The organism is Sulfurirhabdus autotrophica (genome assembly GCF_004346685.1).
Classification (GTDB): Bacteria; Pseudomonadota; Gammaproteobacteria; order Burkholderiales; family SMCO01; genus Sulfurirhabdus; species Sulfurirhabdus autotrophica.
Map to the genome: position 1 here is coordinate 79,604 of NZ_SMCO01000001.1, position 22,406 is coordinate 102,009.

At 42.3% G+C, this 22,406-nt stretch carries 25 protein-coding genes and 2 tRNA genes; 17 read left to right on the forward strand and 10 right to left on the reverse strand.

What is annotated here, in order from left to right:
* Position 1: 1 nt before the first annotated feature.
* Positions 2-1,438 carry a membrane-bound lytic murein transglycosylase MltF gene (mltF, locus tag EDC63_RS00375; protein ID WP_399166207.1) on the reverse strand — a complete coding sequence of 479 codons (1,437 nt, stop codon included), beginning with the start codon at positions 1,436-1,438 and terminating at the stop codon, positions 2-4.
* Positions 1,439-1,589: 151 nt separating this feature from the next.
* Here mltF and EDC63_RS00380 point away from each other — a divergent pair.
* Positions 1,590-1,680: transfer RNA gene (locus EDC63_RS00380), tRNA-Ser, on the forward strand.
* A gap of 121 nt (positions 1,681-1,801) precedes the next feature.
* On the opposite strand, the gene EDC63_RS00385 is transcribed toward EDC63_RS00380, so the two are convergent.
* Complete coding sequence (locus EDC63_RS00385) at positions 1,802-2,524, reverse strand: EI24 domain-containing protein (RefSeq protein WP_124947911.1); 723 nt, start codon at positions 2,522-2,524, stop codon at positions 1,802-1,804.
* Between the two features lie 137 nt (positions 2,525-2,661).
* Between EDC63_RS00385 and EDC63_RS00390 the strand changes: the two genes are divergently transcribed.
* Positions 2,662-3,570 (forward strand): MBL fold metallo-hydrolase, encoded by a 909-nt coding sequence (locus EDC63_RS00390; RefSeq protein WP_165922881.1) that lies wholly within the window; start codon positions 2,662-2,664, stop codon positions 3,568-3,570.
* Between the two features lie 56 nt (positions 3,571-3,626).
* Here the strand turns inward: EDC63_RS00390 and EDC63_RS00395 are convergent, their stop codons facing one another.
* Positions 3,627-4,496, reverse strand: a complete 870-nt coding sequence (locus EDC63_RS00395; RefSeq protein ID WP_124947909.1) for a diiron oxygenase — start codon at positions 4,494-4,496, stop codon at positions 3,627-3,629.
* Positions 4,497-4,768: 272 nt separating this feature from the next.
* On the opposite strand from EDC63_RS00395, the gene EDC63_RS00400 reads away from it, so the two are divergent.
* The 4 genes from EDC63_RS00400 to EDC63_RS00415 all read left to right on the forward strand — a co-directional run bounded on the left by EDC63_RS00400 (position 4,769) and on the right by EDC63_RS00415 (position 7,749).
* Positions 4,769-4,859, forward strand: a tRNA-Ser gene (locus EDC63_RS00400).
* A gap of 304 nt (positions 4,860-5,163) precedes the next feature.
* Positions 5,164-6,051, forward strand: a complete 888-nt coding sequence (locus EDC63_RS00405) for a ParB N-terminal domain-containing protein (RefSeq protein ID WP_124947908.1) — start codon at positions 5,164-5,166, stop codon at positions 6,049-6,051.
* Positions 6,052-6,445: 394 nt separating this feature from the next.
* Entirely contained in the window at positions 6,446-6,916 is a 471-nt protein-coding gene (locus EDC63_RS00410; RefSeq protein ID WP_132920857.1) for a hypothetical protein, read from the forward strand.
* Positions 6,917-7,026: 110 nt separating this feature from the next.
* Positions 7,027-7,749: an rRNA pseudouridine synthase gene (locus EDC63_RS00415; protein ID WP_124947907.1), complete on the forward strand. Its 723-nt coding sequence runs from the start codon at positions 7,027-7,029 to the stop codon at positions 7,747-7,749.
* A gap of 132 nt (positions 7,750-7,881) precedes the next feature.
* On the opposite strand, the gene EDC63_RS00420 is transcribed toward EDC63_RS00415, so the two are convergent.
* On the reverse strand, positions 7,882-8,175 hold the full coding sequence (locus EDC63_RS00420; RefSeq protein WP_124947906.1) for a hypothetical protein: 294 nt from the start codon (positions 8,173-8,175) through the stop codon (positions 7,882-7,884).
* A gap of 548 nt (positions 8,176-8,723) precedes the next feature.
* Here EDC63_RS00420 and EDC63_RS00425 point away from each other — a divergent pair.
* Positions 8,724-9,014: an HU family DNA-binding protein gene (locus EDC63_RS00425; RefSeq protein WP_124947905.1), complete on the forward strand. Its 291-nt coding sequence runs from the start codon at positions 8,724-8,726 to the stop codon at positions 9,012-9,014.
* 234 nt (positions 9,015-9,248) lie between these two features.
* Here EDC63_RS00425 and EDC63_RS00430 read toward each other — a convergent pair whose 3' ends face one another.
* Positions 9,249-9,482 carry an ATP-binding protein gene (locus EDC63_RS00430; RefSeq protein WP_124947904.1) on the reverse strand — a complete coding sequence of 78 codons (234 nt, stop codon included), beginning with the start codon at positions 9,480-9,482 and terminating at the stop codon, positions 9,249-9,251.
* Positions 9,483-9,635: 153 nt separating this feature from the next.
* Positions 9,636-10,655, reverse strand: coding sequence for an AI-2E family transporter (locus tag EDC63_RS00435; protein WP_223248453.1), 1,020 nt, complete (start codon positions 10,653-10,655; stop codon positions 9,636-9,638).
* Between the two features lie 240 nt (positions 10,656-10,895).
* Between EDC63_RS00435 and EDC63_RS00440 the strand changes: the two genes are divergently transcribed.
* The gene (locus EDC63_RS00440; protein WP_124947902.1) at positions 10,896-12,071 is read left to right on the forward strand and encodes an MFS transporter; all 1,176 of its coding nucleotides are present in this window, start codon (positions 10,896-10,898) and stop codon (positions 12,069-12,071) included.
* A gap of 112 nt (positions 12,072-12,183) precedes the next feature.
* Here the strand turns inward: EDC63_RS00440 and EDC63_RS00445 are convergent, their stop codons facing one another.
* Positions 12,184-13,350 carry a BaiN/RdsA family NAD(P)/FAD-dependent oxidoreductase gene (locus tag EDC63_RS00445; RefSeq protein ID WP_124947901.1) on the reverse strand — a complete coding sequence of 389 codons (1,167 nt, stop codon included), beginning with the start codon at positions 13,348-13,350 and terminating at the stop codon, positions 12,184-12,186.
* A 111-nt stretch (positions 13,351-13,461) separates the two neighbouring features.
* On the opposite strand from EDC63_RS00445, the gene EDC63_RS00450 reads away from it, so the two are divergent.
* Positions 13,462-14,724, forward strand: coding sequence for an MgtC/SapB family protein (locus EDC63_RS00450; RefSeq protein ID WP_124947900.1), 1,263 nt, complete (start codon positions 13,462-13,464; stop codon positions 14,722-14,724).
* 17 nt (positions 14,725-14,741) lie between these two features.
* Here EDC63_RS00450 and smpB read toward each other — a convergent pair whose 3' ends face one another.
* The gene (smpB, locus tag EDC63_RS00455) at positions 14,742-15,185 is read right to left on the reverse strand and encodes an SsrA-binding protein SmpB (protein ID WP_124947899.1); all 444 of its coding nucleotides are present in this window, start codon (positions 15,183-15,185) and stop codon (positions 14,742-14,744) included.
* Positions 15,186-15,554: 369 nt separating this feature from the next.
* On the opposite strand from smpB, the gene EDC63_RS00460 reads away from it, so the two are divergent.
* Together EDC63_RS00460 and EDC63_RS00465 are read left to right on the forward strand one after the other, a co-directional pair.
* Positions 15,555-15,992: a type II toxin-antitoxin system RatA family toxin gene (locus EDC63_RS00460; protein ID WP_124947898.1), complete on the forward strand. Its 438-nt coding sequence runs from the start codon at positions 15,555-15,557 to the stop codon at positions 15,990-15,992.
* Positions 15,989-16,315 carry an RnfH family protein gene (locus tag EDC63_RS00465; RefSeq protein ID WP_124947897.1) on the forward strand — a complete coding sequence of 109 codons (327 nt, stop codon included), beginning with the start codon at positions 15,989-15,991 and terminating at the stop codon, positions 16,313-16,315. Before EDC63_RS00460 ends, EDC63_RS00465 begins: the two co-directional genes overlap by 4 nt.
* Positions 16,316-16,341: 26 nt before the next feature.
* Here the strand turns inward: EDC63_RS00465 and EDC63_RS00470 are convergent, their stop codons facing one another.
* Entirely contained in the window at positions 16,342-16,803 is a 462-nt protein-coding gene (locus EDC63_RS00470) for a DUF4124 domain-containing protein (protein ID WP_124947896.1), read from the reverse strand.
* A gap of 64 nt (positions 16,804-16,867) precedes the next feature.
* Positions 16,868-17,197: a hypothetical protein gene (locus tag EDC63_RS00475; RefSeq protein WP_124947895.1), complete on the reverse strand. Its 330-nt coding sequence runs from the start codon at positions 17,195-17,197 to the stop codon at positions 16,868-16,870.
* Positions 17,198-17,534: 337 nt separating this feature from the next.
* On the opposite strand from EDC63_RS00475, the gene EDC63_RS00480 reads away from it, so the two are divergent.
* The 6 genes from EDC63_RS00480 (at position 17,535) to scpB (ending at position 22,390) form a co-directional block, all read left to right on the forward strand.
* Positions 17,535-18,386: a 3',5'-nucleoside bisphosphate phosphatase gene (locus EDC63_RS00480; protein WP_124947894.1), complete on the forward strand. Its 852-nt coding sequence runs from the start codon at positions 17,535-17,537 to the stop codon at positions 18,384-18,386.
* An 86-nt stretch (positions 18,387-18,472) separates the two neighbouring features.
* Positions 18,473-19,102: an L-threonylcarbamoyladenylate synthase gene (locus tag EDC63_RS00485; protein WP_124947893.1), complete on the forward strand. Its 630-nt coding sequence runs from the start codon at positions 18,473-18,475 to the stop codon at positions 19,100-19,102.
* Positions 19,102-19,755: a site-2 protease family protein gene (locus EDC63_RS00490; RefSeq protein WP_124947892.1), complete on the forward strand. Its 654-nt coding sequence runs from the start codon at positions 19,102-19,104 to the stop codon at positions 19,753-19,755. Before EDC63_RS00485 ends, EDC63_RS00490 begins: the two co-directional genes overlap by 1 nt.
* 7 nt (positions 19,756-19,762) lie before the next feature.
* Positions 19,763-20,965, forward strand: a complete 1,203-nt coding sequence (locus EDC63_RS00495) for a tryptophan--tRNA ligase (protein ID WP_124947891.1) — start codon at positions 19,763-19,765, stop codon at positions 20,963-20,965.
* Between the two features lie 62 nt (positions 20,966-21,027).
* Entirely contained in the window at positions 21,028-21,828 is an 801-nt protein-coding gene (locus EDC63_RS00500; RefSeq protein ID WP_124947890.1) for a segregation and condensation protein A, read from the forward strand.
* The gene (gene scpB / locus EDC63_RS00505; RefSeq protein ID WP_124947889.1) at positions 21,821-22,390 is read left to right on the forward strand and encodes an SMC-Scp complex subunit ScpB; all 570 of its coding nucleotides are present in this window, start codon (positions 21,821-21,823) and stop codon (positions 22,388-22,390) included. Before EDC63_RS00500 ends, scpB begins: the two co-directional genes overlap by 8 nt.
* The last annotated feature ends 16 nt before the right edge of the window (positions 22,391-22,406 follow it).

Sequence of the window (22,406 nt, forward strand, 5' to 3'; positions counted from 1 at the left end):
TTTAGCGTTCCTTGTTAGCAAGTAGTTGGCTATTAAACTTAGGCAACATTGGTTTGTAGGGCTTTTCAAATTTGACGAGAATATCGTAGTAAGTATGGATATTCTTTACAAAAAGGACAGGCTCCCCCCCACGTGCATAACCATGTTTAACTGTGCTATGGTAGTCAGTTATACTCAAAAGCGGCAGGGTCGTTTTTAAATCAGACCAGGAATCCGGATTTAATTTTTGTCTCTGTGCCAGGATACGTGCATCCTCTAAATGGCCATATCCAACGTTGTAGGATGCTAATGCAAGCAATGTGCGATCTGGTTCACTAATTCTGCCAGGAATCATTTCACGCATATCCAGCAGATACTCTGCACCCGCTGCAATACTTTCCTTCGGATCAAGTCGATCTTTTACACCCATGCGGTCTGCAGTATCACCCGTCAACATCATCAATCCACGCACCCCGGTAGGTGAGGTGGCAAGGGGATCCCAGTGGGACTCCTGATAACCTAAAGCTGCAATTAACCGCCAGTCGATACCTGTGCTTTCTTGCGCTTGTTGAAACATACGCCGATAGCGTGGCAGTACCTTATTCATCTTGTCGAGAAATCCTACTATGTCTGGACGTTCAAGACGATCGACGTGGCCATAATAACGGTCAATAAGCCTTTTTAAAGTGCCATCTTTTTTAATACGTTTAAAGAACAGTTTTGATTTTTCATATAAATAAGGATCTGCATCTTTAGAAAATGCCCAGGCAAGATATTCAGGTTTGCCAAAATTGAACGCAACTGCAATGTTCGGATTAAAGTTTTCTGCCACATCTACGATGTTGGAATCTGCAATAACAATTTCTACTTTGTTCGCACCCAATCTATCCAGTAACTCTTCACTTTCCATTACTTGAGTTTCTTTCCAGCTTAGAGCTGGGAATAGCTTTTTGGCTTCGCTCAGTCTTTCTACATAGCTACTGCCTGCAACCACCTCAATATTCTTTCCTATAAGATCCTTCATTGCTTTTGGTTTTGGAAAATCAGTGTTATAGACAACTTGCTGCTGAACGAGTTGATATGGACCGCTGAAACGAACTTTCTTTTCTCGGGCAGGGGTAATGCTCAGCCCTGCCGCTGCAAAGTGAACTTGCTGTGCTTGTACAGTTGGAATGATGTCATCAAACTTCTTGGCTACGACAAACCTGATCTTTAAGCCGACTTCCTTGGCAAATAACACAGCCAGGTCGTGTTCTAGCCCTACAAAATTGCCATCTGCATTTTCATAGTATGCAGTGGCGCTATTTCGGGTCATAACCACAATTTCACCACTCTTTTGCGCTGCGGGTATAGGCTTGGGAGGGGGGGGAGGGGTATCAGTCTGGTTGCAACCTGCAAAAGCCAGAGTAAACAAAACGATAAAATAGAACAGGTTGCCCTTATGATTATGTTTAAAAATTTGTTGCCATTTTGATCGGCAAAATAAATTTTCTATAATAGTGGCCCTGATGTGGCTGATCCCAATTCTCATTTCTGAAAGTGTGCCCAATTTTGCTATGTTTGTCTATCCACTAACATATTGCAAAAAAGCAGGTATAATCTATGCCCTCGGAGAGGTGCCAGAGTGGCCGAATGGGGCAGACTCGAAATCTGTTGAACAGTTACGCTGTTCCGAGGGTTCGAATCCCTCTCTCTCCTCCATGATAAACAAAAATCAGCCGTATTTACCCGGCCGTATTTGTTCAGATTGCAAACATTCCTGACACCCCAGTGCATTTTTTACCGCTGTAAAAAACCTGATCAGCGGGATATATTCTAATAATCAAGTACTTGATTTTCTTAAAACTTCTAATTCGGCCAGGCTTAAGTAGATAAATGCCAAGCCTATATATACTGGCGTAAAAAACTGGAGTATAGGAACAAATTGCAGCAGGGCAAGCGCTGCTCCCATCACATAAAATTTAGTGCTGCTGCGCTCCATGATTGTTTCAAATTCAGGAGCACTCGCATGATCCGCAAGCGCATCGTAACGGAACAGTCGTTGATTTAAATAAGCCGTCAAAACAATAGGTATGAGTACAGCGAATGGTGTAAATAGCCATAAAGGAATGGTAACTACCCACAAAATAACGTAAATCAAGATAGCGATCAATCCATTCCAGATGCTACCCGCCACGGTTCCACCATGTTTTAGTTCAAGATTTGGAAAGTCCCTGGAAGCAATATGATTTACCATCAGGGGCATGGCGAAAATAGAAGTAATAAGTAAAGCTGTCGTATAGATAACCGGTAAAAGCAGCATGAATAGTATAAAAGAGATGAAGTATCCTGCTATCCAGTTAAGCTCATGCCGCTGTAAATAGTCAGTAGCATTAAATTGCCCGGCAAAATTTGTTAGTATATTTATCCAGTCATGCCAAAAATAATAAGCTGTTCCCCCCCAAAATATCGTGGCTAAAAGCATCGGCCATAAAATCAGTGACAACATTTTTGGATGAAAAAGGCATTTAAGTGCCTTAAATAAAGCATTGAAGGTGTCTTGCACTTTCCTCTCCTTGTGATATTCACTTATATCACGATTTGTCAGGGGTATAAACTTGGAAAGTCTTGCATAAAAGCGTTATGATTTAATAAAAGTTTTCAACATTGAACAGGAAGATTGATATGAAACGCATTGTCTGTTTGTTTATTGGTCTGGTCGTAAGTTCTCAAATATTTGCTGCACAATCTCTGCCAGAACCGAAAGTCAGCAAGATCAATGAAAGGGTCTATGCATTACTTGGGCCTGTTGCATTGCCAAACAAAGAAAATCAGGGTTATCAGGTTAATAGCACTGCAATTATCGGTGATAAAGGCGTGATAATCGTTGATACAGGATTTACTGATGAAATCGGCGCGCATTTATTAAAAGCCATTGCAAAGATTACATCAAAGCCCGTTACACATATCATTAACACGCATCATCATGGTGATCATACCTTGGGGAATATCGCCTTTAAAAATGCAGAAGTGATTAGCGCGGAGCAGTGCAAGGCACAGTTGCTGAAAACCGGTCCTGAATGGATTGGAATGGTAGAGGGATTTGCCGGGCGTAAATTTCCAAATACAAAGCTTGTTCCAGCAACAGTCACTTTCCCGGAAAACACTAAAACAGAAAAAATGATCGATGGTGTAAAATTGGTGCTGTGGGTTCCAACTGGTTCTCACACGGCAGGGGATATGATTGTTTTCTTGCCGGATGATAATGTTTTAATCGGTGGAGATATTCTGGTCAATCATGTTATGCCGAATTTCAGAGATGGGCACGTTAAAAGTTGGATTGGCACCCTGGATCAAATTCAGAAAATGAACGTAAAAACGATTGTACCCGGCCATGGCCCTCTAATGACCAATAAGGAGGTGGCAGGTTTGCACGATCGTATGGCATCACTGTATTCAGCAGTAGAAGCGGGTTATAAAAAAGGGCTCAATGACAGCGAAATTCGTAAGTCGATGGATTTGAGTGATTGGAAAAAGCTGAAAGAATTTGATGTGGTGATGGGCGGTAATATCAATCGTGCATATCTTGAGGTTGAAGCCGCCAATTTTTAAATCAATTTATAACGTTAACCAATCTATGCTGTTTTAGATTTGTTAACGTAGTAGCGTTAAAAAGTAGGAACATATACCTTAAAACCATGACTTTGAAGCAAGTTAACCGTTGGGTTAACGCACTGGGCAACAAACTCTTTTCGAATGGGATTGTTGCGTGCCAATGTTTGCCATTCAATCCCTGGAGTAAGCCCGGCAAGTTCATATATTTCTGGTTTTGGAAGGTAAAATGTTCGGACAAATTGCTTGATCAGTAGATTGGCTACTGGTGTAAGCAATCGTTTTTTTATGAAGTTAGTGGTGCTCAAGTTGGCTTCAAGCGCGCTTCTTGCATGGGCGATATGCCGTGCTTCATCAATAATATGCAAAGTGCACATTTGCTTGATAAGTGGATTAAGAGAATTGTCACCATAGACACGTACATGACGGTTAAGCTTATCCGGGATTTCCTCACCAATCACTACAGCCAACCAGAATAAGGTTGTGTTAACAGGTGCGTGACGTCCCATAAAATCTGCAAAACGTGGACGTTGTTGCCATATACCTGGTAAATGCAACCCACTTTTCTCCATCAGTTTCAAAAACATCAAACTATGCCCGGCTTCTTCTCGAATTTCATGCAAATAATAAGCATGCTCAGCCAATGCATGGGTTTTTTTCAGATTTTTACCCAAACGTTCAACAAAAATCGCTTCAAGCCACAGACCCGCTTGAATAAATCCAGTAAATTCGTACTGAGATAAACGTTTTTTTGTTTGCTCAGGCAAGGCTTCAAATTCCGCAACACCATGTAATGAAATTGCAGACTGTGGCAACCAGTAGTCAGACGTGTTCAGACTTGACCAGTCCAAGTGGGACAAAGGGTCATGATAAGGACTGCTATTTGTGCTGAGTTGTTCTAAAAGAGAGAGTTCTGCATGCGCCATATGTCAGATTTACGCTAAGCCTTAATCTGGTGCAATTGATTAATTAAGGAAATCAATCAAAAGCTAAATTAGAGAACTATAATAATATCACAACCACGCTATAGTTCGGAGTATAGATAATGTCTGGCTTGGCGTTGAAAATTGTTTATCATTGATAATTCTGATTATTTCATAATAGCGAATAGAAAAAGTTGCTTCAAACAGACATCTGGTTTATTCTTCACATCCTTTGATTTTGTGGTATTTTAACAATCACAAAGTTATCAGTTTCCGGAGAGGTGGATGAGCGGTTTAAGTCGCACGCCTGGAAAGCGTGTTTAGGGTAATACCCTAACGCGGGTTCGAATCCCGCCCTCTCCGCCATAATGATTTAGTTTTTAATACATTTAAGCTCGACGAGTGATTATTGGTAAAATAATCTGATTTCTCTAATACCCATTCGGTTTTCATCCGCATTACTAAGCCCATTCTTGCAAGTTTCCTAAAACAATTCATCAAAATCTAGTATGTTGCGCGCAGTCGCAATTCGGATTCTATACGTATGATTTAGGGTGTTAAAATCTAAAACCAATATGCGGCTTTGAAAAGCCTACAGCTAATTTGAGAAACTGAATGTTTTGTTCTCAGCGAAGCGAAAAGTGGTACAGCAACCAGGAATGTATTAATTATGAAAATTCACCCAATAGCAGAAATATTTCCAAGAATTTTTGGTGCGGATTTTGTCGCTCTCAAAGAAGATATTCGCAAAAATGGACTACTCGAAGCGATCTGGACATACCAGGGGGAGATCATTGAAGGGCGTAACAGGTATTACGCCTGCGGTGAAACCGGAGTTGAGCCGCAATTCCGCGAATACACGGGCGATGACCCTTTGGGCTTTACTATATCGCTAAACTTGACTCGGCGACATTTGACAGATGGCCAGCGGCAAATGGTAGGGGCTGCAATTGCTAAAATTGAGCAAGAGCAGAAGCAGGATGAAACGACTATTGGTGCTTCTCAGGAGAAGGTATCTAATTTGTTGAATACCAGTGTGCATGGTATTCAACGGGCAAAAGGTATCTTGCATGAAGGCACGCCAGAACTGATTGAGGCAGTAAAGTCAGGAAAAGTTTCGGTCAGTGCAGCTTCTGTTGTTGCCACGCTACCAAAAGAAGAGCAGCAGCAAATTGTGGCAGCGGGAGAAGTAGCTAAAGCCGCGAAAAAAGTGAGGGGGGAGAAATCTCGTAAAATAAAAGCAATTGAAATTACGCCGGGATTTGCTGGTGATGAAAAATTCGTTGAATTGTCTGATGTACTGATTGAGCTGGCCTCATCACGTAAGGAAATAGATGCCATTCATCTTCTGGTTACTGGTTTAACTGAAACAAATCTGGTGACAGAGATCGAGCCGTTGCAAAATAAAGTTGCTCAATTTTCCGCTAAGCTGGATATGCAAATTGCACAACTAAATGTTGTGGTAAAACATACCTTACTTAATGCAAATCTGCTTGGTCAAATCCGTAATAAATTAGGGGTAAATACTAATAACGAGATTTTGGACGCGATAAAATAGCAACCAGAGTTATGGATCATCACAATAGCTACAATTCAACAAATGGCTTGATATTCCTTGATGGTGCATATGTATGTAATTGAAAGATATGTTGAAGGCTTTAATGGATGCACGTTAGTGAAGGAAGGTAAAGCTGTAAATTCAACGATACTTGAAATATCAAATCGATCTTCAGGTGTTATATCTGGAATGAATTTTTAACCTTTTTCCTCAATTGGTTATAATTTCTTCATTATCTGGCTAGAGAATTTGTAAGTGCTGGGCAAGTGTTCGGCACGAGTAGGCTTGCTGCGAATTCCCTTTTAAAATTATAAATTTAGATGTAAAATTTGTTTGTCATGTTCACGCAAATTCAGAATATATGACAATTCAACTATATCTTAAAGGGAATGACATGAATAAACGTATGGGAATGATATTGTCAGTTGTGGTAATGGCATCCAGCATAAGCCACCAGGTAAACGCTGAATGTTTTGATCTTAAAGGTAAAGTGCTGTCGAGCAACATTAATGCAACAACACAACTTGGCACAATCGAGTTAATCGGGGCAGGGGGGGAGTTGGAAGGAGGAATTCTGGGTCAGATTACGAATAGTAATACTTCTTCATTACCAATAGTTACTTATCTTGATCATACTGTAGTTTTTCCTGGCAAGGGAGGGTTTGTCACGCGTAACGATGTTGCTCAACTTGAGCCTGTTCCTAACGATGCATGTACATTTAAGGCGAAGGAACAGTTAAATATAGTGATGGGTACAGGGAAGTTTAGCGGTGCGAGTGGAACTGGAACGGCAATTGGCACTGTTAATTTTTGTACCGGCACTAACAAGTTTTATCTTTCTGCCTCTGTTTGTACTAATCCCTAGAACATTATCGGCTCGTGGAGATTTTGATTGAAGCGAGCGCAGATAATTGTATGTTGGCAATATATAATCGATACAATATTCAGATTGTTGCCAATTATTGCTCTTAAGTTATGACTGATTCCATCCGCCTTGCCAAACGTATTGCAGAGATGCTCCCTTGTTCTCGTCGAGAAGCCGAACAATACATTGAAGGGGGATGGGTTAGCGTAGATGGCGTTGTGATTGAAGAGCAGGGGTTCAGAGTGTTGCCTCAGCAGCAGATTGCTCTATTGCCTCAAGCAACCCTTGCTCCAATCGAGCCTGTAACCATCCTTTTTAATAAACAGCCGGGTTATCCTTCCGCTCCCACAACTTCCATTGATGCGCTTATTACCCCAGAAAATCGTGCTTCTGATGATCGTTCTGGCAAACAGTTTCTGAAACGACATCTTACAGGTTTGAATCTAGTTCTGCCTCTGGATACACAGGCTGGTGGACTGCTGGTTTTTACTCAAGAGTGGCAGATTGCTAGAAAACTAACGGATGATTCAGCTAAAGTAGAACAGGAATGCATTGTAGAAGTCGCTGGAGAATTGATGCCTGATGGACTTAAATTGCTTAATCATGGACTTAGCATGAATGGAAAACCGCTCCCTGCTATGAAAGTGAGTTGGCAAAATGAGACCAGATTGCGTTTTGCATTTAAGGCATTGCAAAGCAATCAAATAGTACGTATCTGTGAAATGGTTGGATTGAAAGTAGTAGCCATTAAGCGTATTCGTATTGGGCGAGTGCCCATGTCTGGTTTACAGGTTGGACGATGGCGATATTTACTACCGTATGAGCAATTTTGAGTTCTTAGAACTCAAGGTGATATTCGTTATATAGTCTGGAAATGTGTTGCGAAAAATGAGAGGCACGCCAATCAGCTTCAGATATAGGGTGCCTCGTTCAATCTCAGTATAAATTACTTAGCCCGTCAAGATTTATTGCAGGCTGCGTTCAGCTTCTTCGTCAATTAATCCCAACTCTGAAAAATCTGCATTTAACAGTACATTGTCGTCAGAAAACTGATCGGGTGCGACTATGGCAAGTATGCGCGCCATTCTGTTATTGCAGGGAAATACCCTCTGTTTGTCAACGTAAATTACGGCATCGTCAAAGTCATCATTCAAAAAAGGCATGCCATCAGCCAGTTTTACTAAAATCTTGCCTTGATGCTCATTTAAATGGAAAAGCGTGACCAGATCGATTTTCTGTGTTTGTAGTTGGTTTATCATCGCTTTGTTCTCCCGTCAAAATTGCTTGGATTAACTAAATTTATTTACATTTTCTAGGTTGGGATTGAATAGCGAAATTCAAGTGCTACGTCTTCACTATACAGTTAGTTGGTGGAAAATAATATTGGGGCAATGAGTATGGTTATTTTCATTAATATTTTCAGGGTAGATGTTCAAGGCGGCAGGTAAAGCAACAACAAGCGTTTTATTAAAAACATCCAGTAGTCTGTTTGCGAGCTGAAGGTGAGACTCGTACGAGTGAATATTGATTCATCTTGATTGAATACGTGTTGTATTACACCCGGAAAAAGCTTGTCATCCCCCATATTTAAAGGGATTTTGTAATTTTTTTTGTTTTTTTTTAAAATGTTTGTTATTTTAATTTATGATTTAGAATCAATTGGATATGTTTGATTTTGTAGTGAGTGACGCAGTTTTTATAGGATTTCTGTACGGTGGGGTAGTTGCATTTGCCCGATAGCACAGTATTATTAAGGGCAGCGCTTATGGATATAGGCGTTTATCCCACTTACAAGAAGGAGATTTGAATGAATAAATCCGAGCTTATCGACGCTATTGCAGCGAAGGTTCCAGATGTTTCTAAACGTGCAATTGGTGATGTAGTTGGTGCATTTACTGAAAGCGTGTCAGATGCTCTTAAGAAAGGTGATAGCGTAACTTTGGTTGGTTTTGGCGCTTTCAAAACTGGCAAACGTGAAGCTCGCACTGGTCGTAACCCACGTACTGGCGCTGAGATTAAAATCCCAGCAGCAGTTGTGCCAAAGTTCTCACCAGGTCAAGGCCTGAAAGACGCTGTAAATAAAACCAAGAAAAAATAAGCTTTTTGTGAGGTAAGGTTGGTTCTTCACTGAATCGCCTTCCTTCTAGTATCAGATTCCTGGCTTTTCATCCACCGGATAGGTGGATGAAAAGCCAATTTTTTTGTCTGTCATTTATTATTGATTTGAGACTGTCGCTAGAAATTTTACGATGTTGGTAACAGCAGAGAACTGCAGTAAAACGGGAAATTGATCGTGGATTGTTTTAAATTAAATGGATTGGGTTTTTTAATTCTATAGTCCAATCAGTTCAGCATGCACGCCTTTTTTCTGCACTCTATCTATAATGTCTTTAGCCTGGAGGGCGTTGGTGTTATATCCTACAAACATGAGATGAGACTTTTCCAAAGAAAATCCTACTGATACGACCCCTTCCAAGTGGCGAATATACTCCACTAAATCTGCTTTACTTCCTTCGTTTAATGATTCATCTATGTGAACTTCAATGTCTACGATATGGTTGCTCATGTCAGGTCTCCTTCTATGTTTTGAACTGGCGGTTTAGCCAGAACATATTCATGGATTTCTCTTATGTATAAACTAAGAATAGGATATGCATGACACAAAGCAAAGGATCCATTATTAAGTTATGAAAAATTTGCTGAGTAAACGAATGCAGCATTAAATTAATTTTTGGCTTGAAAGCTCGTCTTTCAGGTATGCGTAATAAATAGGCGCAGCTATGACACCACTTAAGCCAAATACGGATTCCATAGCCAACATGGCTAACAATAATTCCCATGCATGGGCTTTTATTTGGGTACCCACTATTTTTGCGTTAAGAAAGTATTCTAGTTTGTGAATGACTACTAAAAAAACCAGTGAAACTGTTGCAGCTTTGAGTGAAAAACTCAGGCTGACGATGATTATTATGGCATTTGAAATCAGATTTCCTACAACCGGTAGCAAACCCAGTAAAAAAGTAAGTGCCACCATGGTTTTTACCAGAGGGAGATGAATATCAACGAGAGGCAATGCAACGGCTAGATAAAGCCAAGTTAAAAAAGCATTGATCGCAGCAATTCTTACCTGAGCAAATACAACCCGACGAAAAGCATTGGCAAATTTGATGGAACGTTCTGTCAACGCTGCGGACAATGGACGCAAGACCGTTCCGTTTCGTACCTCGTAAAGTGAAATGAGCATACCTAGTATCAAGCCGACCAATATATGAGCCCCGGCTATGATGGCATCCTTTCCAATGGTTTTTGCTTCAGTAGCATGTTCGCGCAACCACGTTACAATGATAAGTTGCAAACCTTCCGCATTGGCTGGTATGTACCCAACAACCCATGCAGGTAAAGTCGTTTTTGATCCTTCCAGTATTTCCGCCATTTTCTGTAGCAACACGGATAGATTACCCATGTCTGAGTGAAAAAATGTAGCTATACCTACAATTGCGGCAATGATGGTAGACACAATGATTGTGGCGAGCAATGCAATTGCTATTAGTTTAGGCTTGGTACCTTGCAGTTGTTTGATGTGAATGCGAGCTGCAACGATATGTACAAGTTCATGTACTAACAAACCGGCCAGTAACGCTGGCAGCAAATGCGTTGCCAGGACAAATATCAGTGCAAGTCCGGAGATTACCCAGGCAGTGACATTTAATCGAAAAGCAAAGGTTTCTGTAGATGGCAAAATAAGGCTCCAGGTGATTTCATTGAAGTGATTTAATATTTGTTGTGCAATTCATGTCTGTGCTTTGGCAGTGAGTTATTATTCTTATTTCAGAGCAACAGAGCATGGTTTAGTAGATCAAGAGCATATCTTATTTACTGCTAAAGCCAAATAGTTTGAAGGTTTAAATTTTAAGCTATTTGTAGCCAGATAACCTTTAACCATTCAATTTAAGGTTTCAGAACAGTCAGCATTATTCATATGATAAAAATTGCAAATCGACATTTTCTTGTCTTCATCTCCATCGTAGGCGGATTGGCAATACTCAGCTCGACCATGTCGAAAACACCTGTGCTGCCACTGTTTTCTCATTATTTGGGAGCAACGCCAGCTGAAATTGGCTGGATTGTGATGGCATCGACTATCCCCGGAATTTTGATCAGCTTCCCAGCAGGCGTTTTATCAGATTTATTGGGAAAGAGAGTTGTTATTCTCGCGTCACTCTTTATTTTTGCGACGGCACCATTTGCTTATCTGCTAGTGACTGAAGTGTGGGAATTAATTGCAGTACGCTTCTATCACGGATTTGCTACTGCAATTTTCGGTACGGTAGCGAGCGCGGCTATTGCAGAAAGATACGTTAAAGATCGTGCGCAAAAAATGTCGGCCTTTTCTTCTGCGACGATTGTTGGCCGATCAGTTGCCCCTTTTTTGGGGGGGGTACTCATATCCCTGGCCAGTTTTGAGATGGTTTTCTGGGCATGTGGCATTAGTGCATTGTTGGCTCTGATACTCGGTATGATGCTTCCGGGAGAACATAAAGCAACCTTGACAACGCAAGCGCGCCCCTCTGTTATTGACGGTCTTAAAGCTGTGTTAAAAGATCGTTATATTATGGCAACCAGTATGGTGGAGGCATCTCAGTATCTTGTTTTTGGAGCAATTGAAGCATTTTTGGCCTTGTTTGAAGCTTCTTTGGGTTTTCCTGCTTGGGAGATTGGCATTATTCTCGGTGTGCAGTTAGTCAGTATTATTTTTGTAAAACCGTTAATGGGGTCAGTATCTGACAAGGTAGGGCGAGAATATGTGATTATTCCTGGCTTATTGCTAGCAGGCTTGAGTGTTTTGAGTTTGCCTTACTTTTCCAGTTTGGCGGGTTTGACAATAGTCAGCGCAATATTTGGTATTGGTTTTGCTTCGGTGACTTCCTCTACTTCCGCTTTGGTGGCAGATTTGACTAAAAACCAAACGTATGGCTCATCAATGGGGGTATTGAGGACGGTGATGGATATAGGTCAGTCTGTTGGACCTGTTTTAACAGGATGGATGGTTGGTCGATATGGCTACGTAACAGCCTTTGCAATTTTAGCTGGAATACTTACAACAGCGGCTGTGTTATTTGGTTACGCATCAGTCAAATATAGAAGACTGGAATAGGGCCGTATGTTTGCGCTCTAATTCAGCGTGTGAACTTTATTAAAAGGTTAGCGTTTGTTTGCAATAAATTACATTAATTATTTTTAATAACATATTGTTATTAATGTACATTTTATACAAATTGGCCGGCAGCATGGCCAGAAGCCCATGCCCATTGAAAGTTAAAACCACCAAGGTGGCCTGTCACATCGACTACTTCGCCAATGAAATAAAGTCCCGGTACATTTTTTGCTTCCATGGTTTTTGAGGATAGTTCATTGGTATCTACGCCACCTAATGTGACTTCCGCTTTTTTATAACCAACAGTGCCGCTGGGGGTAATTTGCCAATCATGTAACTGATTGGCAATGAAATGTAATTCTTTTTCACTGTACTGATTCATGGGCTTGATTGGTGTAATGGTTTCACACCATTTCTGAATAAAGCGTTTGGGTAAATATTGAGCGAGCAAGTTGGTTAAAACGATCAGGCTGTTTTTCTGCTCTTGTAGCCATTGTTGCGCATCCAGGTCAGGTAACAAATTTATATGAAGTATGTCACCGTGTTTCCAATATGAGGATACTTGCAGAATAGCAGGTCCACTTAGACCGCGATGAGTTAGAAGCAAGTTTTCTCTGAATGTCGCACCGTTGCAGCTTACGGCTGCATCTATTGTAATACCTGAAAGATCTGCAAAAAGGGTAAGATCTTGCGGGTGAAAAGTCAGCGGAACCAAGGCTGCCCGAAGGGAGGTGACTTTAATGCCAAATTGTTCGGCAATACGATAGCCAAATGCTGTAGCGCCAATTTGGGGGATGGATAGCCCCCCAGTTGCAACTACCAGTGAGTCAGCACTGAAGGTTCCCTGGTCAGTATCAACCGTAAAATATTCGTTTTTGTATATTTTTTTAACGTTACATGCCATTCGCCATTCAACGCCAACCGAAGTGCATTCCTGCCTGAGCATGTCGATAATTTGCTGTGCGCTATCATCGCAAAAGAGCTGCCCGTGGTTACGCTCATGATAGGCAATCCGGTGCTTATCCATAAGGCTAATGAAATCCTGTGGGGAAAATCTGGCTAAAGCAGAGCGACAGTAATGTGGGTTTTGTGAAAGATAATTGTCCGGTTTGACCTGACGGTTGGTAAAGTTGCAACGGCCGCCTCCTGAGATACGAATTTTCTCGGCAAGTTTATTGGCGTGGTCCAACAGCAGAACGCTTCGACCGCGACTGCCTGCTTCAATTGCACACATCATCCCGGCTGCGCCTGCCCCAATGATGATCACATCTTTTTTCATGAATCGCTTTAATATGGTAAAAGGTAGCTATTGTACACCGGCAACAATAAGACGCTTGTGCTAGCATTTTCAGAAATATATTAAGAAACAATCTCACTACGGGTTACACATATGGATATTTTGCAGTTAAAAGGTAATGGTCTGGAATATTTGCCTTCTTTCCTGACGACGCTTGCTATCGGTTTGCTGATAGGGATGGAACGTGAACGTAATCCTACTGCAAGGGCAGGGTTAAGAACGTTTGCGTTGGTTGCGCTACTAGGTACAACGACAGCAATGTTGTCGGCACAAATGAATTCCCCTTGGTTATTGGCCGTTGGATTTATGGTGGTGGGTATCTTTATCATTGTCTCTTATTTTGGTGTATCTTCTCCAGATGGTGACCCGGGAACCACGACAGAAGCTGCATTGTTGATGTGCTTTAGTCTGGGCGCAATGGTGTGGTTTGGTTTTTCAACCTTGGCGGTCATGTTAAGCATAGCGACAACTGCTTTACTCTATTTCAAGCCTGAATTGCATGGTATAGCTCAACGCCTGGAAAGGCGCGATTTACTCTCTATTTTACAATTTTCAATCCTGACCTTTGTTATATTGCCCATTTTACCTAATAAGGGCTTTGGGCCTTATGAAGCATTAAATCCCAATCATATCTGGCTAATGGTGGTGTTGATATCGGGAGTGAGCCTTGCGGGTTATGTGGCACTGCGTCTGGTCGGTCAGCGCTATGGTGCGCCCCTTCTGGGCTTGATGGGTGGATTGGTTTCCAGCACTGTCACCACGATGATTTATTCACGTCATGGAAAGCGTTATGAATCGATGGGGCAATTGGCAGTTGTGGTTATTTTGCTCGCGAATCTGGTAGTTCCCGTGCGACTTGCCATTTTAGGAGGGGTAGTAGCGCCGGGTATATTGCCTCGTTTATTACCCGTGCTTGGCATGGGTTTGGTACTGGGTATGCTGGTTTCATTTATTACATGGCTGAGATTTCGCAAGACGGGTGATCTACCCATTCCTGAAATACAAAATCCAACTGAAATTAGAGCTGCATTGATATTTGGTGTTATTTTTGCATTAGTATTATTCTTGTCTGCCTGGTTATCAGATCGGATTGGCAGCGTGGGATTATATGGGGTTGCAATGGTTTCAGGTCTGACAGATGTGGATGCGATTACACTTTCCAGTTTGACGCTTTTTTCTTTAGAGAAGCTAAATGCAGATCAGGTAGTAACCGCGATCGTTATTGCGCTAAATGCCAATCTGCTTTTTAAATTTGGTCTGATACTGTTTGTTGGTGGTACAACTATGGCCAAACGAAGCATATTGGGACTGCTTGCAGTTGGTGTTGGATCGAGTGCAGCGCTATATTTGATGTAGTAAATATTGTGTATAGCTTATTTGTTGCGCATCAGGCGCTGTTTTTCCCTTTCCCATTCGCGTTCTTTTTCAGATTCTCGTTTGTCGTGCTGTTTTTTACCATGAGCCAAACCAATTTGCAGTTTGATTCTGCCTTTGGAATAGTGCAAATCCAGTGGAACAAGAGTGTAACCGGCGCGCTCAACTTTAACGACCAGTTTGTTGATTTCTTCGGCATGTAGTAGCAACTTACGCGTGCGCAGAGGCTCAGGAACGATATGAGTAGAGGCAGTAGGGAGGGCGCTAATGTGACAACCAATTAAATAAAGCTCGTCTTTACGAATGATCACATAGGCTTCTTTGAGCTGCACGCGACCATCCCGTATGGACTTGACTTCCCAGCCTTCTAAAACCAGGCCAGCTTCATATTTTTCTTCGATAAAATAATCGTGAAAAGCTTTCTTGTTTTGAACAATGCTCATTAGCGGGTAATTTTATTGGTAAATCAAATAACAGAAATTAATTGCATAAATTGAGTCGTAAACTGGTTTACTCACAGCCCACTTTATTAATGTTGCATTTTACCTGTTTTAACAGTGTTACGCGTCTGAATTTTCCGTGCACTATTTCAAGGGTGGTTATAGTTAAAGCGGTTTTTTTGTTTGATATGATGGGCAAGTCGCCAATGTAAATTACGATAGTGTAAACTGGCATTCTTGAAAAATAAGTTTTGTGATCGCTTTGGTTAGATACGATCTGAATTCTATGTTATTGTTTTAATGATATATAGTGTGTTTTATTGTTTATTCTGAAGTTGCTTTGAGAGAAGTTGGCTTCTTATCGGGTTTAAGATGGCGCAGGTAAAAAAATCGGTTTTAGTCGGACATTCTGCATCTAGAATGTTCATGCTTGTTGATCAGGTAGAACAATATCCTGAATTTTTGCCCTGGTGTGGTGGTACAGAAGTTAAATGGCGTGATGAACTTACGACGTTAGCAACGATAAAAATTGATTATCTTGGTGTTAAACAGTCATTTACGACTAATAATACTAAGGATATGCCGCATTTGATTAACTTGAAGTTACAGGATGGTCCTTTCAGTCATTTGGAAGGAAGCTGGCGCTTTGTTGAATTAAATGGTGAAGCTTGCAAGGTGGAATTTGAGTTGCATTATGAGTTTTCCAATAAAATTCTTGAAAAACTGGTTGGCCCAGTGTTTTCGCATATTGCTAACAGTTTTGTAGAAGCGTTTGTTCAACGTGCAGATAAGGTTTACGGTTCCCTATGAATAATGATATTCAGGTTGAAGTGGCATACGGTATAAGAGATAAACAAATTATTTTACCCGTGCGGGTTCCTGCAGGTAGTACTGTTGCTCAAGCAATTGAATTGTCAGCTATTCAATCTCAATTTCCTGAAATAGATTTGGGAAAGAATAAGGTAGGCATTTTTGGGAAGCTGGTAAAACTGGAAAATGAACTGCGGGAAAAGGATCGGGTTGAAATTTATCGTCCGTTAATTGCAGACCCCAAAGAAGTAAGGCGTAAACGTGCAGAAGAGGGGAAAGTAATGAAAAAAGGCGGTGGGGATATAGAGCCCACCGCCGATTAAATTAGGGCATGGTGTGAATGTAAAATTTATTTACACCAGTCTTCGACTGCTTTTTTAGCGTTTTCAAGGCTTTTTTGTCGTGCAGCATCATCTAGATAAACGCGCTCGCCTTTATCATCAAACTTTACTACCCGGCCACCTTCCTGCAGGCTGCGGACATTGCCACGGGCATTGTTACAATTTTCCTGCTTCTGTTTGGATTCTATAGCTGCCTGATCCTGTTTTTTCTGAGCCTCAGCAGCCTCGACACGGCGTTTACGGAAATCAACTTCCTTGTCGTTCATTGTCTTTGCTGGCGATGCTTTGGTATCAGCGGCGGATGAAGCACTAGGAGCGGGTGTGTCTATATTCAGTTTTTGGGTTTTATTGCTTGGGGGTGGTTGGTCACCATAGTGAACCTCACCTTTAGAGTCTACCCACTTATATACGCCACCATAAGCAGATCCGACCATTAGCGAGAGCAACAGCGGTAGCAGTAATTTTTTCATGATCGATTGATGCGTTATGTAGTTAATCGGGAACCCTGTTAAAAGATTCCCGATATCTGTTGAGTTACTTGGTTACAGGGTATTGAAGTTGTGCAATACCGAGTTTAGATTGTTCACTAGCTGTCTTTGAATTTTTGATTACAGCTTCGCTATCACCCTTTTCGGCTGCCTTTTTGGCATCTTTCAATGCGGCGTCAGCTGTAAGCCAAAGTGCTTTTTGTGCTTGTGCTGATTTAACATCTGCTTCAGCTTGTGAGAGAGTCTTGCTTGCTTCCGGGCTGATTGAAGGTTTAGCCGCCTGAGTCGGTGCTTCACTCTTTACCGCTGCTCCCCCTTGGCATCCTGCCAAGCTTACAATTCCAGCAGCTGCAAGTGCGATTAAGATTTTATGCATTATACCTTCTCCTTTAGTTATATATTTCTATTCAATCCTGAATTATCTTAACCTGTAAATGGTTAATTTGTTATCCAAGTAAGTTAAATTTAACGATTTAACTTTAATTCGTCAATCAATGATGCTTTGAAATGGCTATTAATTATTTGTTCGCCAGTGACAGAATTCATAGTTTAACGCAATTCTGGCAACGTGTATAAGTTGAATTTACTGATCTATAAATTCTATTCTATTGGTTTTAAATATCGCGGTTATTACATTTAAACTCCTTAATACTGTGGTGAGGCAGGCCGTATTTTGCTATGATTTGCTACTATGCCTTTGATTAATCCACTACATGCTCAATATTGATTTGCATTGCCATTCCAAAGTGTCCGACGGCACGCTTTCCCCAACAGATCTGGTTAAGCGCGCTGCAGCGCATGGTGTGAATATTCTGGCACTTACGGACCATGATGATACTGGTGGACTTGAGGAAGCGCGAAAAGCTGCTCAGGCTGAGGGAATCACCTTAATTAATGGCGTTGAAATTTCTGTTACCTGGAACAAGCATACTATCCACATTGTTGGCTTGAATGTTGACCCTGATCACCCTGTTATCCAAGAAGGACTGGCTTCGATTCGTGTTGGCCGTACAGAACGGGCTAGGCGCATAGCAGATGCACTGGAAGCAAGGGGAATACCTGATAGCCTCGAAGGGGCTTATGCTTTTGCAGATAATAAACGTATTATAGGTCGCGCGCATTTTGCCCGTTTTCTGGTTGAAAAGGGCTATGTTAAAAACGTAAAAACTGTTTTCAAGAAATATTTAGTCAAAGGCAAACCTGGGTATGTTTCTCATCAGTGGACCTCTTTGGAAAACGCTGTTTCCTGGATCAATGCTAGCGGTGGCATGGCTGTTATGGCACATCCTGGTCGATACCATGTCGGAGAAGCGGTAATGCAGACATTATTGGCAGATTTTAAGGATGTTGGCGGCGCTGGTATTGAAGTGGTAACTGGTAGCCACACTCCAGATCAGTATCCTCGTTTCGCCAGTTATGCGGAACATTACGGTTTTTTGGCTTCAAGAGGGTCAGATTTTCATGGACCTGAAGAAAGTTATATTGAGCTGGGCCGTTTGCCTGAGCTTCCATCTAACTGTACACCAGTCTGGCACGACTGGCCGGAGGCACAGGCGAATTTATAATGCTAAGTAATGAATGTGAAATTTTCTTTGTAGTATAGTGCGCTACAATCGCTTCCCCATTCAAAACATAAAATTGCCTTGGAATTATGTCCCAATTTTTTACAATCCATACAGAAAATCCACAAATACGGTTAATCCGGCAAGTGGTATCGGTCATAAATGCAGGTGGCGTAATTGTGTATCCCACGGACTCATGCTATGCCTTGGGATGCCAGATCGGAAATAAAGATGCTATGCAACGCATACGGGCGATCCGCGAAGTGGATGACCGCCACCATTTCACGCTTGTTTGCCGGGATTTGGCGGAGATTTCGCGTTATGCCAAAGTGGATAATACTCAATACAGATTATTGAAAGCCAATACCCCAGGTAGCTATACATTCATATTGCAGGCAACAAAAGAAGTACCAAAACGATTGCAGCATCCAAAGCGCAATACGATCGGGTTGCGCGTGCCAGATCATTCTGTTGTACAGGCATTACTAACGGAATTGGATGAACCCTTGTTAAGTTCGACACTGATGTTGCCTGGCGATGAGTTTCCTCATACCGATCCTGAAGAAATTCGAGATCGAATCGGTAATCGCGTTGATATGATACTGGATGCCGGGTCGTGTGGTATTGATATGACTACAGTAATAGACTTGACTGATGAAGTGCCTGCTCTGATCAGAGCAGGTAAAGGCCCGATTGAACCCTTTGGATTAAGTGATTAATGGATTTAAATATCGTACAAAAAATCACGGTGTACGCACTTCCTGTGATTTTTGCAATTACATTGCATGAAGCCGCCCATGGTTACGCGGCTAAACATTTCGGTGATACCACGGCGTTCATGATGGGGCGCATCAGTATCAATCCGCTGCGCCATATTGACCCGATAGGTACAATTTTAGTGCCACTCCTATCGCTCATGTTGGGTGGAATATTGTTTGGCTGGGCAAAACCGGTTCCAGTTAACTTCAGCCAACTGCGAAATCCGAAAAAGGACATGTTCTGGGTTGCTGCCGCCGGCCCATTGGCGAATCTGGCAATGGCCATTTTCTGGGCATTCATGATCAAAATTGCAACCTTGATGCCCGGTAGTAGCTTTGCCTTACCGCTGGCGCTAATGGGGCAGGCGGGGGTTTTGATAAATGCGGTTTTAATGATTTTAAATCTGTTGCCATTGCCGCCCCTGGATGGTGGTCGGATTGCTGTCAGTCTATTACCGCAACATCTTGCGTACCGATATGCCATGGTTGAGCCTTATGGCATGTTTATTTTGGTTGGGCTATTGTTTACAGGAATTTTAGGTTCTATTTTGTGGCCGTTTGTTACTTTATTTATTAAAGTGCTTTCGGCGTTTTTTGGTATTTCTTTGGGATAACAATAACATGTATGCTGATCGGATTTTATCCGGAATGCGCCCGACTGGGAGTCTGCACCTTGGTCATTATCACGGCGTTTTAAAAAACTGGATTAAATTGCAGCACGAATATGAGTGCCTGTTTTTTGTGGCTGATTGGCATGCGCTGACCACCCACTATGATTCACCTCAGATCATCGAAGCCAGTGTGTGGGATATGGTGATTGACTGGCTGGCTGCTGGGGTTGATCCTGCCCATGCAACACTATTTATTCAATCGAAAGTACCAGAACATGCGGAATTGCATTTGTTGCTTTCCATGATCACCCCACTTGGATGGCTGGAAAGGGTACCAACGTATAAAGATCAGCAGGAAAAACTGACTGAAAAAGATTTGAGTACCTATGGCTTTTTGGGTTATCCCCTATTGCAAAGCGCTGATATCCTGATTTATCGTGCCAACCGCGTACCCGTGGGTGAAGACCAAGTACCCCATATTGAGTTTACTCGTGAAATGGCGCGTCGTTTTAACCATCTTTATGGACGCGAACTGGGTTTTGAAGAAAAAGCTGAGGCGGCAGTAAAAAAGCTGGGTAGTAAAAAAGGGCGTTTGTATGAAGAACTACGCACCCGCTATCAGGAACAGGGCGATGATGAAGCGTTAGAGTCAGCTCATGCTTTACTCAATGAATTACAGAATTTGACTATCGTGGATAGAGAACGTTTGTTCGGTTATCTGGAAGGGGGCGGAAAAATGATTCTGGTAGAACCTCAGTCTATGTTAACACCCGCGTCCAGGATGCCCGGTCTTGATGGGCAAAAGATGTCAAAATCGTATAACAATATCATTGGTCTTCGGGAAGATCCTGAAACTGTCATGAAAAAAATTCGTACTATGCCGACTGACCCGGCACGAGTACGCCGGACAGACCCAGGGGATCCAGGTAAATGCCCGGTATGGCAGTTACACAACGTGTATTCCAATGATGCTACTCGTGAATGGGTTCAGAAGGGTTGTAAAAGCGCAGGTATTGGCTGTCTTGAATGTAAACAGCCGATAGTTGATGCCGTTCTGGAGGAGCAAAAGCCGATGCAAGAGCGGGCGCAGGTTTATCTGGATGACCCGACTCTGGTGCGAAATATTATTGCTGATGGTTGTGAAAAGGCGCGTAAGCTCGCCAGTGAAACGATGCGAGATGTTCGCGAAGCCATGGGACTCAGTTATTTGTAAGCTATTTGACTAGCTATGGTGAGCAGGCGTTTAATGTTTAAAATGTGTGATAGATAACGCTGATGAATGAAGTTCACTTTAGCGAACCGTTTGCCCGGGTGAATGGCGAGCCGTTTCTGGAGCTACCGCAGGACTTGTACATCCCGCCAGATGCGCTGGAAGTCATTTTAGATGCTTTTGAAGGTCCATTGGACCTGCTGCTTTATCTGATCCGGCGGCATAACCTGGACGTGCTGGATATTCCAATGGCGCAACTGACGCAGCAGTATATGGGATATGTAGAGCTCATGCAGGCTCACCAACTGGAACTGGCATCTGAGTATTTGTTAATGGCTGCCGTGATGATCGAGATCAAGTCGCGCATGCTTTTACCGCGGCCAACGGAAATTTCTGGCGATGAAGCAGATCCTCGTGCCGAACTGGTGCGACGCTTGCTGGAATATGAACAAATGAAATTGGCAGCGCATGGATTAACGACATTACCCCAGGCACAGCGGGATTTTTCTCTAGTTCAAGTCTGGCTGGAACAGGTTGCGGTGAAACGGTTGCCTGAAGTCCATCTGGAAGACCTGCGAAATGCATGGCTAGGTATGATTGCTAAGGCAAACGTCAACAGGCATCATAAGATTTCACGAGAGGAGCTTTCAGTCCGGGAACACATGAGCCGGATTTTACGTTCTTTGCAAAATAGGGAGTTCGTTGAGTTTTCAGAACTTTTCAATCAACAAGCAGGTATCCCAGAACTGGTGGTGACCTTTTTGGCCATGCTGGAATTAGGTAAGGAATTGATGGTGGTAATTAGTCAACAAGCCCCTTTTTCACCCATTTATGTGAAATTAAGTTTGGCATCGGCTCATGCATAATATTGATGAAGTGAAATTGATTCTGGAAACAGTCTTATTGGCTAGTCAGGAACCGCTTTCGCAAAGTGAACTCAAAAAGCTGTTTGATGAAGAGCTCAGCAATGAGACAATGCGCAAGCTTTTGGAAGAGTTGCGCCATGAATGGACCGGACGGGGTGTTGAACTGGTTAATGTGGCAAGTGGATGGCGTTTCCAGACTCGACCAAAGTATCAAAAGTATCTGGACCGTTTGAATCCGGAGAAACCACCTAAATATTCTCGTGCCGTCATGGAAACATTAGCCATTATTGCCTACAAGCAGCCAGTGACGCGTGGTGATATAGAAGAAATTCGAGGTGTAGTTGTTTCTACTCAGGTGATAAAGTCGCTGGAAGAACGGGGATGGATAGATGTCGTTGGTCACAGAGACGTGATAGGCCGGCCAGCACTGTATGCGACAACCCAATCTTTTTTGGATGATATGAATTTACGCTCACTTCAGGAGCTGCCAGTGATTGAGGAAGTAGGTGGGATTAACGAACAAACAGAGCTCGGATTACAATTAACAGCAGGGCAGGCATAATTTAATTAAACTGATT

Coding starts and splice junctions, on each gene's coding strand:
- EDC63_RS00395 (WP_124947909.1), bottom strand. CDS start 4,496: ATGGCGCATGCAGAACTCTCTCTTTTAGAACAACTCAGCACAAATAGC.
- EDC63_RS00405 (WP_124947908.1), top strand. CDS start 5,164: ATGAAAATTCACCCAATAGCAGAAATATTTCCAAGAATTTTTGGTGCG.
- EDC63_RS00410 (WP_132920857.1), top strand. CDS start 6,446: ATGAATAAACGTATGGGAATGATATTGTCAGTTGTGGTAATGGCATCC.
- EDC63_RS00415 (WP_124947907.1), top strand. CDS start 7,027: ATGACTGATTCCATCCGCCTTGCCAAACGTATTGCAGAGATGCTCCCT.
- EDC63_RS00420 (WP_124947906.1), bottom strand. CDS start 8,175: ATGATAAACCAACTACAAACACAGAAAATCGATCTGGTCACGCTTTTC.
- EDC63_RS00425 (WP_124947905.1), top strand. CDS start 8,724: ATGAATAAATCCGAGCTTATCGACGCTATTGCAGCGAAGGTTCCAGAT.
- EDC63_RS00430 (WP_124947904.1), bottom strand. CDS start 9,482: ATGAGCAACCATATCGTAGACATTGAAGTTCACATAGATGAATCATTA.
- EDC63_RS00440 (WP_124947902.1), top strand. CDS start 10,896: ATGATAAAAATTGCAAATCGACATTTTCTTGTCTTCATCTCCATCGTA.
- EDC63_RS00445 (WP_124947901.1), bottom strand. CDS start 13,350: ATGAAAAAAGATGTGATCATCATTGGGGCAGGCGCAGCCGGGATGATG.
- EDC63_RS00450 (WP_124947900.1), top strand. CDS start 13,462: ATGGATATTTTGCAGTTAAAAGGTAATGGTCTGGAATATTTGCCTTCT.
- smpB (WP_124947899.1), bottom strand. CDS start 15,185: ATGAGCATTGTTCAAAACAAGAAAGCTTTTCACGATTATTTTATCGAA.
- EDC63_RS00460 (WP_124947898.1), top strand. CDS start 15,555: ATGGCGCAGGTAAAAAAATCGGTTTTAGTCGGACATTCTGCATCTAGA.
- EDC63_RS00465 (WP_124947897.1), top strand. CDS start 15,989: ATGAATAATGATATTCAGGTTGAAGTGGCATACGGTATAAGAGATAAA.
- EDC63_RS00470 (WP_124947896.1), bottom strand. CDS start 16,803: ATGAAAAAATTACTGCTACCGCTGTTGCTCTCGCTAATGGTCGGATCT.
- EDC63_RS00475 (WP_124947895.1), bottom strand. CDS start 17,197: ATGCATAAAATCTTAATCGCACTTGCAGCTGCTGGAATTGTAAGCTTG.
- EDC63_RS00480 (WP_124947894.1), top strand. CDS start 17,535: ATGCTCAATATTGATTTGCATTGCCATTCCAAAGTGTCCGACGGCACG.
- EDC63_RS00485 (WP_124947893.1), top strand. CDS start 18,473: ATGTCCCAATTTTTTACAATCCATACAGAAAATCCACAAATACGGTTA.
- EDC63_RS00490 (WP_124947892.1), top strand. CDS start 19,102: ATGGATTTAAATATCGTACAAAAAATCACGGTGTACGCACTTCCTGTG.
- EDC63_RS00495 (WP_124947891.1), top strand. CDS start 19,763: ATGTATGCTGATCGGATTTTATCCGGAATGCGCCCGACTGGGAGTCTG.
- EDC63_RS00500 (WP_124947890.1), top strand. CDS start 21,028: ATGAATGAAGTTCACTTTAGCGAACCGTTTGCCCGGGTGAATGGCGAG.
- scpB (WP_124947889.1), top strand. CDS start 21,821: ATGCATAATATTGATGAAGTGAAATTGATTCTGGAAACAGTCTTATTG.